General features: G+C 56.3%; 8 protein-coding genes and 4 pseudogenes. 10 read left to right on the forward strand and 2 right to left on the reverse strand.

The window, feature by feature from the left end; translation table 11 throughout:
• Positions 1 to 38: 38 nt before the first annotated feature.
• Positions 39 to 185 (forward strand): annotated as a pseudogene (locus E4191_RS24375) (transposase); the annotation flags it as partial.
• A gap of 364 nt (positions 186 to 549) precedes the next feature.
• On the opposite strand, the gene E4191_RS20685 reads toward E4191_RS24375, so the two are convergent.
• Positions 550 to 1,902, reverse strand: a complete 1,353-nt coding sequence (locus E4191_RS20685; RefSeq protein ID WP_139616286.1) for an IS5 family transposase — start codon at positions 1,900 to 1,902, stop codon at positions 550 to 552.
• 119 nt (positions 1,903 to 2,021) lie between these two features.
• Entirely contained in the window at positions 2,022 to 2,993 is a 972-nt protein-coding gene (locus E4191_RS20690; RefSeq protein ID WP_139616225.1) for an IS481 family transposase, read from the reverse strand.
• Between the two features lie 435 nt (positions 2,994 to 3,428).
• Here E4191_RS20690 and folE2 point away from each other — a divergent pair, with 435 nt between their 5' ends.
• The 9 genes and pseudogenes from folE2 (at position 3,429) to istB (ending at position 12,476) form a co-directional block, all read left to right on the forward strand.
• Positions 3,429 to 4,481 carry a GTP cyclohydrolase FolE2 gene (gene folE2 / locus E4191_RS20695; RefSeq protein ID WP_139616239.1) on the forward strand — a complete coding sequence of 351 codons (1,053 nt, stop codon included), beginning with the start codon at positions 3,429 to 3,431 and terminating at the stop codon, positions 4,479 to 4,481.
• A 162-nt stretch (positions 4,482 to 4,643) separates the two neighbouring features.
• Positions 4,644 to 5,150 carry a molybdopterin-dependent oxidoreductase gene (locus tag E4191_RS20700; protein WP_139616240.1) on the forward strand — a complete coding sequence of 169 codons (507 nt, stop codon included), beginning with the start codon at positions 4,644 to 4,646 and terminating at the stop codon, positions 5,148 to 5,150.
• Positions 5,151 to 5,155: 5 nt separating this feature from the next.
• Positions 5,156 to 7,114: a putative bifunctional diguanylate cyclase/phosphodiesterase gene (locus E4191_RS20705; protein WP_176562833.1), complete on the forward strand. Its 1,959-nt coding sequence runs from the start codon at positions 5,156 to 5,158 to the stop codon at positions 7,112 to 7,114.
• A gap of 34 nt (positions 7,115 to 7,148) precedes the next feature.
• Positions 7,149 to 7,835, forward strand: a complete 687-nt coding sequence (locus E4191_RS20710) for an FkbM family methyltransferase (RefSeq protein WP_139616242.1) — start codon at positions 7,149 to 7,151, stop codon at positions 7,833 to 7,835.
• A gap of 81 nt (positions 7,836 to 7,916) precedes the next feature.
• Positions 7,917 to 8,189, forward strand: a pseudogene (locus tag E4191_RS20715) (transposase); the annotation flags it as partial.
• An 80-nt stretch (positions 8,190 to 8,269) separates the two neighbouring features.
• Positions 8,270 to 9,448 (forward strand): annotated as a pseudogene (locus E4191_RS20720) (IS3 family transposase).
• Between the two features lie 144 nt (positions 9,449 to 9,592).
• Positions 9,593 to 10,108 (forward strand): annotated as a pseudogene (locus tag E4191_RS20725) (MFS transporter); the annotation flags it as partial.
• Between the two features lie 119 nt (positions 10,109 to 10,227).
• Positions 10,228 to 11,715, forward strand: a complete 1,488-nt coding sequence (gene istA, locus E4191_RS20730) for an IS21 family transposase (protein ID WP_176562690.1) — start codon at positions 10,228 to 10,230, stop codon at positions 11,713 to 11,715.
• Positions 11,712 to 12,476 (forward strand): IS21-like element helper ATPase IstB, encoded by a 765-nt coding sequence (istB, locus tag E4191_RS20735; RefSeq protein WP_135311672.1) that lies wholly within the window; start codon positions 11,712 to 11,714, stop codon positions 12,474 to 12,476. The genes istA and istB overlap by 4 nt, the downstream gene beginning before the upstream one ends.
• The last annotated feature ends 90 nt before the right edge of the window (positions 12,477 to 12,566 follow it).

Raw genomic sequence — 12,566 nt, forward strand, 5'->3', positions numbered from 1 at the left:
GCAACCCTACAACGAACTGGAAGTCCTATGTTGACGCCTTGAAGCAGCGCGGATCGCTGCTGATCTGGCTGGACAAGGACATGGCGGTCACGGAGGGGCGACCTTGCCGCCCGCCCATGTTCTCCGACGCTGCGGTCCGGTTCTGCTCAATGCTGAAGGTGCTCTTTGGTCTGCCACTCCGCCAAAGGTTCATGATCGACGCAACTTAGCTGGAGGTGCACCGCACGACTTGCAGCCTGCGGGCTGAACAAGGGAAGCGGGGTGGCCAAATCGATCGAACGAAAGGCATCAGAAACACAAAACTGCACGCCGTCGCGGATGCAAATGGTTGCACGACCAGGTTCTTTATGTCACCCGCACGAGCGAACGACCACACCGGCGCGGCGGCGCTCTTGGGGCCTGCAGTAGGTTGAGTGGCCACTGGTAGACTGAGAATATGATGCCGGCTATTTATAAAAATCATTTTAAGATAAGAATATAGACGTCTGCATCTCCGGCCCGACGTTACGCAAGAAGACAACAAATTATGACAAGCGGCGCCTCTTTAGTTCAGGCTGAACAACGCTGCCCGTGAGCGAGATAGCCATTTCCTGTCCTGATCACTTGCAAGATAGCGGCGAGAATGAAGGCGAGCAAAGTTCTGAGGTGGGCAAGGATCTTGCGGATGTTGTGGCCGCAGCCGCAGAGCACGGCGAAGACGGCGTCGCCGAACGTGCCTTTCAGTGGGCAGCGCGACAGGCGTCCGTCTGTCTTCATGTGTCCGATCTCGGGCTCGATGGCGCTGCGTCGCCTCAGCAGCGCTTTCAGCTTCGGCGTCAGGCCGCGGCGGGTGCCGCTGATCAGGACCTTCGTTTCCGACACGCCATGGCCGCGATACCCGCGGTCCACGACGGCCAGCTCCGGGGTCCTGCCAGTCAGGATGGCCACCTGCTCCAGGGCTTCGGGCAAAGTGTGGCCATCGTAAGGATTTCCCGGCAAGGCACGCATGCCCACGACGAAGCCCTCGTCGATGGTGGTGGCCAGACTGACCTTGGTGCCGAACTCGTAGCGTTTGCGGGCCTTGCCCTTGGAGATGCAATCGACCTCGGGCTCATGCAGGGCGTAGATCTTGCCGCGGCTTTTGGGGGTCTGATGGAGCAGACGACCGACGAGCACGAGAGTGTCCAGAACCCGTTCGCGGAAGGACCCCTCCGCAATCCCGTCCAACTGCCGGCGAATATCCCGCAGGACACGACCGGTGTATCCCCTCAGCTGTTTCAGAGCCTTGCCCATGCGTTTGAACTGCCGGGCATGGGCGTAGCGCCCGATCCGCACCGCCAGGCGCGGCGCGAGACGATTGTAGTTCTGCCGCAACGTGATCCCGCCTTCATCGGCGAGGGCGACAAGCTTTCCACGTGCGGTCTCATACAGGCGCGCATCTGTCGGGTGGGCGATGTTCTTTTCCATCACCGTCGTATCCACGGCGACACGCGACAGGCTGCGATCCTCCACCGCGCCTGATCTGCGCCCTGCCTCGATCGTCTTGGTCAGCAGCCACTCGGCCCCTTCCTCTCCGATCCGCTTGCGCCACCGGGTCAGGGAGGATGGGTCGATCGGTGGGCTGTGCTGGAAGAACGTCTCACCGGTAAAATGCTGGTAGTAGGGGTTCTCAACCCAACGAGCGACGACGGCCTCGTCAGAGAGCCGATAGGCGTGCTGAAGATACAGCAGGCCCGCTACCAGCCGCGGCGAGGTTGCCGGCCGCCCTGTCGGGGAGGGAAAGAAACCCGCCCATTCGGTCTCGAAGAACTCCCAGTCAATCAGCGCGGCCAGTTTCGCCAGTTCATGGCGCAGATCGATCATGTCGGTCAGGCGGGGACGCAGGAGATCATCCTGCTCTTCAGCGCGCGGACGAGGCTTCATCACAGCTCCGAAAATTCGCAAGGTTTCGAGTGCCAACATACGAAGCCCTGCAATTCCCCGCTACCGCTTTGGCACTTTCATCAAGCAAATTCAGTTGGTTAAGATCTGTTCAGGCCAGACTAAGTGTCACATCCCGCGTGATTATAGGGCCGCTTCCTGAACAGGTCCGGCCGTTGTTTCTGCCAGTCCTTGAGCGCATCGATGGGCGTTCGGCCCTTCAGCACTGATTGCGGAAGCTGACCGTTGTAGAGCCGGACGTAGCGCAGGATGGTCTGTTCGAGATCCTCGCCGCTGCGGAAGCGGTGGCTCTGCAGGACGTCCTCGATCCGGCCGTTGAAGCGTTCGACCATGCCGTTGGTCTGCGGGTGCAGGGGCGGGGCCAGGCGGTGCTCGATGCCGAGGTCGGCGCAGAGGCGGTCGAAATCGTGGTTGCCGGTAGGGCCCCGGCGGCGAAGTCCGAACAGGCGATCGGTGAACTCCTTGCCGTTATCTGTAAGCACCTTGGTGATCCTCATCGGCGCGGCGCGTTCCAGATCGCGCAGAAACCGGCGGGCGTTGGCCGCCGTCTTCGCCGGGTAGATGCGCACGAAGACCCACCGCGTGGCGCGGTCGATGGCGACGAACAGATACCGGCGGCGGCTCTCGTCGGCCATCTGCGGCAGATATTTCACGTCGACATGCACATAGCCCGGCTCGTAAGCCTTGAAGGCCCCGTGCGCAGGTCGTGGCAAGGCAGGCTTCAAAGCGCGCAGATTGCCCACGCCATGCCGGCGCAGGCAGCGGTCCAGTCCGGAACGCGAGACATGAGGGTTCAGGAACTCCCGCACCACCGACAGCAGATCATCCAGCGGCAACAGCAGCGACTTGCGCAGGGACACTGCCACAGCTTCCTGTGCCGGCGTGAGCGTCGACTGAAGCCTGTGCGGCGTGTGGGATCGGTCATGGACGCTGTCTCGGCTCCGCCACTTCCAGACGGTCTGCATGGAGATGCCGTAGCGCTCCGCCACCATCCAGGCCGGTTCCGTGCTTGCCTGGATCGCGGCTCGTATCTTCGGTGTCGTCGCTGCCTGTTTGTGAAGAGAGATCAGCATCCTCGCCTCCCGTCCCGAAACTCGCCCAAGATCGATCTTGCCACGAAAAATGCGGTCCGGCGAGGGTCTATGTGATCATCCGGGATGGGACAACTAAGAAGGCGCAATCGTGTCGAGATCATGTTTGGACGGCCAAAAATTGAGGACGAGTCGGCACGCCTTACGACCGAAGCCCTGAAGACATGCCTCTCTGCTGTCACATTGGCGAAAATCGTTGTTCTGGCCATGATCAAGAACGGGCCCAAACCCACAGCGCCGCTTGTCAGACAATCGTCCTAGAACAAAGTGCCTTCTGCCTGACGCTTGAACCTACAGAAAAGTAACTGAAATCTACCCAAGATTGTAAAAAAAGTCTGAACTGTACCTTTTGGTATAGCGCTGCGCAGGTGTACCGAATATTGTGACGCTATGTGCGAGTGAAGGTAGATACCGCAAATGCAAGCTAAGATTCTTCCGACACGGAAAAGTGCAGAGGCGGCTCTGGAAGTTCTACGGATCTATACCGAAACGGCAACGGACGACGATCTGAACCAACTGGAATTGTCCAAAATTCATCCTGCCTTGAGTCGAGTATACCCCGAGGAATTTAAGCCAGATCCCAAATATCTAACCGGATTACCGGATCTGCAGAATGGTCCATCAAGCTTAATTGTGGGAGCAAAGACTGCGATACATCATGTCGGCATATCAAACTTTCGATTGCCAATTCGCTACCGTCGCAAAAATGGCAGCGATATCGAAATTGAAACATCTGTAACTGGTACCGTGAGTCTAGCTGCAGAGAAAAAAGGCATCAATATGAGCCGCATCATGCGGTCGTTTTATGCCCACGCGTCATACGGACATTCGTTAGAAGTGATAGAGAAAGCTATCGATAGCTACAAAGATGATATCGACAGTTTCGACGCAAGAATTCAGTTAAGTTTCTCATTTCCTATGCAGATTAAATCATTAAGATCGAACTTGGTTGGCTGGCAATACTATGATATTTCCCTCGAATTAGTTGATTTCGCGGGTCTCCGCAAAAAGATGATCCATCTGGATTACGTCTACTCATCCACATGCCCCTGCTCGTTAGAACTGTCAGAACATGCACGACAGACGCGGCAACAGCTGGCAACTCCACATTCACAGCGTTCGGTTGCGCGATTATCTTTAGAGTTATCTAGGGAGCAACTCTGGTTTGAGGATTTGGTGCAAATGGCGCGACTAGCCGTGCCGACTGAGACGCAAGTAATGGTAAAACGCGAAGACGAACAGGCATTCGCCGAGCTAAATGCGGCGCACCCAATATTTGTCGAGGATGCTGCAAGATCCTTTTACTCTGTCCTAGAACTGGACCCCCGCGTAAAAGATTTTCGTGTTGTTGCAAGCCATCAGGAGTCCTTGCATTCTCACGATGCCGTTTCGATTCTCACCAAAGGTCAGACGTTTGTCCAAGAAAGCTTGGATCCAAAGCTTTTTTCAACGTTGGTTCTCCGCAAATGAGTCAGATAGATAAATTATCAAATATCCGAATACTACTAAAAAAGTAACATTAAAAATATTGGACCCGGGTTTTCGCTCTTAGAGCCAACGCTATAGCGCGCCCCTCTAGAATATTTGTCGCCGCCAGATGAGTTAAGACCACCTCGGACAGGAGTATCAAAAATGCGCGTGTTTAGAGTCTGCTGCCTAGTGATTGCAGTTTCATGGGCCGGCGGAGTGGCCTACTCCGAGGACATTCCGCTACCCGAAGGCGATATCATATTGAAGGTGTCAGGAGCGATTGAAAACACAAACTTAGGCGACACCGTGCAATTTGATCGAGAGATGCTGGAAAAGATTGGCATGGTAGATCTGGTTACTGCAACACCGTGGCACGACGGGCGTATATCTTTCTCGGGCGTGCCTTTAGGAAATCTCCTCGATTTTGTCGGATCTCAGGGAGAAACAATCGTTGCCGTGGCGCTCAACGACTATGAAGTTGAAATACCAGTCTCAGATGCTTTCGACACCGGAGTAATTCTGGCCCTCGAGATGAACGGTGAGGTCATGAGTGTACGTGATAAGGGGCCAGTATTCGTCATCTATCCATACGACAGTTCCGAAAAATTGAATAGTCAGACTTATTTTTCACGTTCGGCCTGGCAAGTCGCACACCTTATAATTAGGTAGAGATCTTGAGACGTATATTGTACGCTTTGGTCTTTCTTTTTGCAGGAGCGACGCTTTATCTGTTGTCGTCTGTAGGTGAGCGGCACGATATACTCCGACAGGTTGTTCACCATAACGATGCTTGGGCGGTCAGTCAGACTGTGCAGGAAGTTCTTCGATTGGAAAGTAATGTTGCGGTAGGTTTGCTTAACGATCAGGAACTAAATGACGCGGAGACCGTCCTTAGACTGGATATCGTCTTCAGCAGGTTGGCATCCCTGTACGAGGGAACACTTAACACCTTCCTTAAGGAGGTTCCGGCGCGAGAGGAAACAATTCAGGAGCTTCAAACGATCCTAAATGAGCTCGACCAAAACTTGAATAGCAACAACAGGGTTGAAACAATCGCAACCCTGACTGAATTGAACTCAATAATTAGCGATATTACAAGATTTTCCTCTCAGGCCGTTCAGCAAAGCTGGGCATCGGTAGATGAAAATCTAAATGATCTGGATTCTCTCCATGAGGTCTTCGGATATGTTGTTGCCTTTTTTATTCTGTGCTGGTGTATCTTATTAGCTGTACTGCTTCGCCAGAATTATTTGCTCGATAACGCTCAAAGGAGAACTGAAGATTTAAATGAAACACTGATCTCGACAGGACTGGAACTGAGTAATAAAAATCAACTTCTCGAGTATGCGGCACATCATGATCCGCTTACCGACCTGCCCAACCGAACTCCACTGTGGAGCATGCTTGAAGAGAGCTTGTCCAATGTGGCCACTGAACCCGATAAGATAGCATTGCTTCTTATAGATCTGGACGATTTCAAGTGCGTTAACGACACCTTTGGTCACGATACCGGAGATTCTCTTCTTTGCCAAGTAAGCGATCGGTTGCGGAATATGACCCATTCGCCCCTCATGTTTTCCCGCCTTGGTGGAGATGAATTTGCGTGCGTGCTTTGTCATAGATCCCTTGACGAGGCAGTTTGGTATGCACGCGATCTGGTTTCGGCCATTTCTGCCCCGTACCTCATCGCTGGTAGGCAGATCAAAATCGGATGCTCGATCGGCGTCGCGACTGTCCCTGCGGGTTCAAACGACATGACAGCTCAGACAATGTTCAAGTTCGCAGATATTGCCCTGTATCGTGCTAAGGCCTCTGATCTTGATAGGGTTTGTCTGTTTGAATATTACATGGCCCAAGAGTTTGATGACCGCAAGCAGTTTGAAACTGATCTTATCCTGGCGATTCAGGCCGGAAAAATCGATGTAAATTATCAAACCCAGATCGATCTCCAATCGATGGAAATTCGTGGCATGGAAGCCCTCGCCCGTTGGACGCATTCCGTACGAGGGTCAATACCTCCCTCCGACTTCATAGCCATTGCCGAGGAGATTGGGGTCGTTCAAGATTTGGGGCTTTTGGTTCTGACCAAGGCCTGCATTGAGGCATGCACGTGGAAGCAGCCAACAAAACTGGCAGTCAATGTCTCGCCAATACAGCTTCAAGACCCGGATTTTATCATCTCAGTCAAGCATGTTCTGTCCAAAACAGGGCTGGATCCGCGACGATTGGAATTAGAGATTACCGAATCAGCCCTTTTGGAAGATCAGAACGACTTGGCATGCGTGCTCAGTCAACTCAGATCTTTTGGAATTTCCGTGGCGATTGATGACTTCGGAAAGGGTCACTCATCCCTGGCTCGGCTTCGCAGCCTTCCATTCGATACCATAAAACTTGACAAAAGTTTTGTAAGAGGGATTACAAAGGACAAGGAAGCTCAGGATTTTTTGAAAATGGTGAGTGATCTTGGTGGCCTTTTGAGGAAAGAAGTCATCATCGAAGGGATCGAAACCGAGGAGGAGCACAATATTGTACGTCAGCTTCATTGCGATGTCGCCCAGGGGTTTTTATTTGGACGGCCTGTAGCGAATTCGCAGCTCGGTCACCTCCGGAGTATCGCGTTACAGTTCGGATAAGCAATATAATGAGCTTCAGGAAGAGCCTAGGAAGATGCATTTTATACTTCATGACGTTACTATTCCCCTCGATAAAATTTACGTCTCTGATGTCATATTGAATTATATCATTTCAGGGCAATACGAAGCTAAAGAAGCGCGCATAGCACACAGTCTTTTAAAGAAAGGCGATCGTGTTCTTGAGCTTGGGGCAGGTCTTGGGATCATTACAGCCGTAATGGCTAAATCACCTAGCGTGTTTATTTGGGCATTTGATGCAAATCCTGATATTGTTGAGCTCGGGCGTGTAGTTCTCGAAGAAAATGGCATCAACAATGTCGAGTATAGCCAAGGTTTACTTTCCGCAGGAAATTCTAAAGATCATGCATTTTATGTGAGGCGAGATTTTTGGATGTCTTCGATGCTAGAAGAGCAAGGACCTTTCGATAAAGTTGTCATCCTGCAGTCGTCGGATATTGACTGCTTTATCGAGAATAAATCCATAAATGTCGTCGTACTAGATATCGAGGGAGCCGAACGCGAGCTTCTGTCGAATGCAAGCCTTAAAGGGGTGGATCGCGTTTTCCTCGAGACTCATGACCACTTATATGGTCTGGCAGGCATTCGGGATATTTTCTTGGCAATGGAAGCCCGGGGGTTTGTCTATGACCCTCGATCTTCCTCTGGCCCGTGCATCCTTTTTCGGAAGGATGACGGGGTTATAATGCCTTACGCTGATTGATTCTTAAGGGCACCTCGAAGAATTGCCTGACCCGTCTTGCTGCGGTATGAGTGAGGGTGATCGGCGGCTTGGATTTTGACGATGGCGCAGCTGGGTTTCTTTGATCTTTCGGACCGCTACGCGAGCCTGGACGCCAAGAGGGACCCACTGGTCGAAATCGACGTTGTCGTGCCGTGGGATGAGTTCCGCCCGACGCTGGAGCGTGTCTGGCGCAAGCCGGATGCAGAGCGCAAGTCACGTGCCGGGCGCAAACCCATGGATGCCGTGCTGATGTTCAAGACACTGGTGCTGGGCGCGCTTTACAACCTGTCCGACGACCAGATCGAGTATCAGGTGCGCGACCGTCTGTCGTTTGCTCTGCCCCCTAAAAACTGGACCGTTTGAAACTGGAGTTTTCGGCTAACCTTCCCTGGCTGGGAGAGGAGCTGAGAACGATGAAGGCATCGAGGTTCACGGAGGCGCAGAAGGCGTTTGTCCTGAAGCAGGGTGAGGAAGGCACGCCGGTGGCCGAGGTCTGCCGCAAGGCGGGGATCAGCCAGGCGACCTACTTCAATTGGAAGAAGCGGTATGGCGGTTTGCTGCCGGACGAGATGCGCCGGCTGAAGGCACTGGAAGACGAGAACAGCCGGTTGAAGAAGATTGTGGCCGACCTGACCCTCGACCGGGAGATGTTGCGAGGCACGTCATCCGCCGAAAGCTCGTTCGCCAGCCGGCTTGAACCGGTGGCGCCTGCTGGCTCACCCTGCCCGGACACGGGAACTGGTTGACGGGATGTTGGTGGGCTGGGGCATATCGATCCGCCGGGCATGTGAGGCCCTGCGCTTTGACCCGTCGAGCTACCACTACAAGTCCCGCCGAACCGGGCAGGCCGCATTGGAACTGAGGATCCGGGAGATTTGCGAAACACGGGTGCGCTACGGATATCGGCGTGTCCATGTCTTGCTGCGACGGGAGGGCTGGCAGGTGAACATCAAGAAGACGCGCAGGATCTACAATGAGTTGGGTCTGCAGCTGAGGAACAAGAATCCAAGACGTCGGGTGAAGGCGAAGCTGCGCGATGATCGCCAGGAGGCAGTCGGACCGAACGATGTCTGGGCCATGGATTTTGTTCATGACCAACTCGCCCTCGGCAACAAGCTGCGGATTCTGACGATCGTGGATACGCATTCCCGTTTTTGTCCAGCAGTCGACCCGCGCTTCGCTTACCGCGGTGAGGATGTGGTCCGGACACTGGAACGGGTCTGTGCCGAGGTCGGCTATCCCAGGACGATCCGGGTCGACGATGGCGAGCCGAATTTATCTCTCGCGATCTCGACCTGTGGGCTTATGCCAACGACGTTACCTTGGACTTCTCACGCCCTGGAAAGCCTACTGACAATGGCTTCATCGAGGCGTTCAACAGCAAGCTTCGGTCCGAATGCCTGAACGCGCGTCGCCATTGCCGCTCGGACCAATGGCGCGACAATGGCAACTTCATGAGCTTTGTGGACGCGCAGGAAAAACTGGAGACTTGGCGTAGGCACTACAACGAGGACCGACCTCATAGTGCGATCGGATATAACGTCCCGATCGCCCTGCATTATCCCGGCGGCGCAGCCAGCCCGTCGCCATGACCGAGCCGGAAAACTCCAGCATCCGGCGGTCCAAGGTTGGGGAGCAGCGCACGGAGATGCTGTCGCAAACCGTCCTGACCGTGACGCGGACCGACCGTATCGTGACCAGATAGGCGAGACAGGCAGCGGATAGGACAGCCCACAATGATGACCGTGTTGTCGAGTGTCTGGGCCCTGCTGCTGGGGATCGTGCTGATCATGCTGGGCAACGGCATGCATTTCACGCTGATCGGCCTGCGCGGCGGCCTGGAGGGGTTCTCGTCGGTCGAGCTGGCGATCGTCACCTCGGGCTATTTCATGGGCTTCCTGTCGGGGGCGCGCGCCACGCCGGTGATGATCCGCCGCGTCGGTCATGTGCGCGTCTTCGCGGCGCTTGGCAGCCTGATGTCGGCGGCGCTGATCGCCTTTCCCCTGCTGACCGAGCCTTGGGCCTGGACCCTCCTGCGTCTGCTGGTCGGGTTCTGCATGTCGGGCGTCTATGTCGCGGCCGAAAGCTGGTTGAACGCGGCCTCGACCAACCAGACGCGCGGCAAGGTGCTGTCGGCCTACATGATCGCGCAGACCCTGGGCATCATCGGGGCGCAGGGGCTGCTGACCCTGGGCGATGCGGGCACATCGGTGCTGTTCATCGGCGCGTCGATCCTGGTCTCGGTGTCCTTCGTGAGAACGGCGGTGCAAAAATCGGCCACGGTAGCGGCGGGATGACCCTGCTGCGGGCGGCGTAAAAGTCGTCCACCTTTACCCTTTCTGGCGACAGGGAGGGCGGGAGGATTTTCACCGTGGACTTGTATCGTAGAGTGCGATTGGCCTGTGCCGAGGGGATGAGCCAGCGCGAGGCAGCGCGTCATTTCAACATCGCGCGCGACAGCGTAGCCAAGATGATGACGTTCTCGGTTCCGCCCGGATATCGGCGGACGGCCCCTGTGAAGCGGCCGAAGCTGGATGCCTACACCGGGATCATCGACGGCTGGCTGGAGGGCGATCGGGAGGTCCATCGCAAGCAGAGGCATACGGCGAAGCGGGTGTTCGAGCGGCTTCGCGATGAGCACGGGTTCGCCGGCGGCTACACGATCGTGAAGGACTACATGCGGGAGCGCGAACGGCGCGGCCGCGAGATGTTCGTGCCGCTGGCACACCCGCCCGGACATGCCCAGGCCGACTTCGGCGAGGCGGTGGCCATCATCGACAGTGTCGAGCAGAAGGCGCATTTCTTCGTCATGGACCTTCCGCACGGCGATGCCTGTTATGTCAGGGCCTATCCAGCGGCGACCGCGGAAGCCTGGGTTGACGGTCACGTCCAGGCCTTCGCATTCTTCGGCAAGGTGCCCGCATCGGTCCTCTACGACAACGACCGCTGCCTGGTTGCGAAGATCCTGCCGGACGGGGCGCGCCAGCGAGCCACGCTCTTCAACGGGTTCCTGTCGCATTACCTGTTCCGCGACCGCTACGGCCGCCCGGGCAAGGGGAACGACAAAGGTAACGCTGAGGGCTTGGTTGGCTACTCTCGCCGCAACTTCATGGTGCCGATCCCGCAGTTTGCGACTTGGGACGCGTTCAACGCCCATCTGGAGGCGCAATGCCGCAGGCGTCAGGGGGATGTCCTGCGCGGCCAGTCCGAGACGATCGGCCAGCGCCTTGGGCGGGATCTGGCTGCGATGTCCGACCAGCCGGCCGCACCGTTCGAAGCCTGCGATCAGGCCACTGGCCGGGTCAGCTCGCAGGCGCTGGTGCGTTACAAGACCAACGACTATTCGGTGCCGGTCGCTTACGGACACCGCGATGTCTGGATCAGGGGCTATGTCGCCGAGGTCGTGATCGGCTGCGGTGGCGAGGTCATCGCACGTCATCCCCGCTGCTATGACCGCGAGGACATGGTCTTCGATCCGGTGCACTATCTTCCGCTCATCGAGCGCAAGATCAACGCCCTGGACCAGGCGGCGCCCCTGGCCGAGTGGGATCTACCACCAGAGTTCGCGATCCTACGCCGACTGATGGAGGCGCGGATGAACAAAGTCGGACGCCGCGAGTATGTTCAGGTTTTACGCCTGCTCGAGACCTTCTGCCTCGACGACCTGCACGCCGCCGTGAAGAAGGCGCTGCAACTGGGTGCCGTCAGCTTCGATGCCGTTAAGCACCTTGTGCTCTGTCAGGTCGAAAGGCGTCCGCCGAAGCTGGACCTTGATGTCTACCCCTACCTGCCGCGCGCCAACGTCGCGACCACATCCGTGGCGAGCTACATGTCCCTGCTGTCGGGAGATGTAGCATGACTGAAGCCCCGAGGATCCTGCTCACCCACCATCTGAAAACGCTGAAGCTGCCGACGTTCCTGCGGGAGTATGAGAAGGTTGCGCGCCAATGCGCCGCTGAAGGGCTGGACCATGTCCAGTTCCTGTCGCGCCTGGTCGAATTGGAACTGATCGACCGCGAGCGGCGGATGGTCGAGCGACGCATCAAGGCCGCGAAGTTCCCGACGACCAAGAGCCTCGACAGCTTCGACTTCAAGGCGATCCCCAAGCTCAACAAGATGCAGGTGCTGGAATTGGCCCGCTGTGAATGGATCCTACGGCGCGAGAACGTCATCGCCCTCGGGCCGAGCGGCACGGGCAAGACCCATGTTGCCCTCGGACTGGGGCTGGCCGCCTGTCAGAAGGGCATGGCGGTCAGCTTCACCACCGCCGCGACGTTGGTCAACGAGCTGATGGAGGCCCGCGACGAACGCCGCCTGCTCCGCCTGCAAAAGCAGCTGGATGGCGTCAAGTTGCTCATCATCGATGAACCAGGCTTTGTGCCGCTGTCCAAGACCGGTGCCGAGCTCTTGTTCGAGCTCATCTCTCAGCGCTATGAGCGCGGTTCCAAGATGATCACCAGCAACCTGCCATTCGACGAATGGACTGAAACCTTCGGCACCGAACGCCTGACCGGCGCATTGCTCGATCGACTGACCCACCACGTCAATATCCTCGAGATGAACGGCGACAGTTATCGGCTCGGACAAAGCCGCGCCCGAAAGGCCGAAGCAACCACATAATCGCACCTTGCGAGATTGGCCCTGCGGGCCAAAGCGCCATGGCACGCGCCAGCTATTTGGGAAGCGCGCGCGCCATGGCGCTTGGCGCCT

This window comes from Paracoccus liaowanqingii, assembly GCF_004683865.2.
GTDB classification, from domain to species: domain Bacteria; phylum Pseudomonadota; class Alphaproteobacteria; order Rhodobacterales; family Rhodobacteraceae; genus Paracoccus; species Paracoccus liaowanqingii.

Coding starts and splice junctions, on each gene's coding strand:
- E4191_RS20685 (WP_139616286.1), bottom strand. CDS start 1,902: ATGAAGCCTCGTCCGCGCGCTGAAGAGCAGGATGATCTCCTGCGTCCC.
- E4191_RS20690 (WP_139616225.1), bottom strand. CDS start 2,993: ATGCTGATCTCTCTTCACAAACAGGCAGCGACGACACCGAAGATACGA.
- folE2 (WP_139616239.1), top strand. CDS start 3,429: ATGCAAGCTAAGATTCTTCCGACACGGAAAAGTGCAGAGGCGGCTCTG.
- E4191_RS20700 (WP_139616240.1), top strand. CDS start 4,644: ATGCGCGTGTTTAGAGTCTGCTGCCTAGTGATTGCAGTTTCATGGGCC.
- E4191_RS20710 (WP_139616242.1), top strand. CDS start 7,149: ATGCATTTTATACTTCATGACGTTACTATTCCCCTCGATAAAATTTAC.
- istB (WP_135311672.1), top strand. CDS start 11,712: ATGACTGAAGCCCCGAGGATCCTGCTCACCCACCATCTGAAAACGCTG.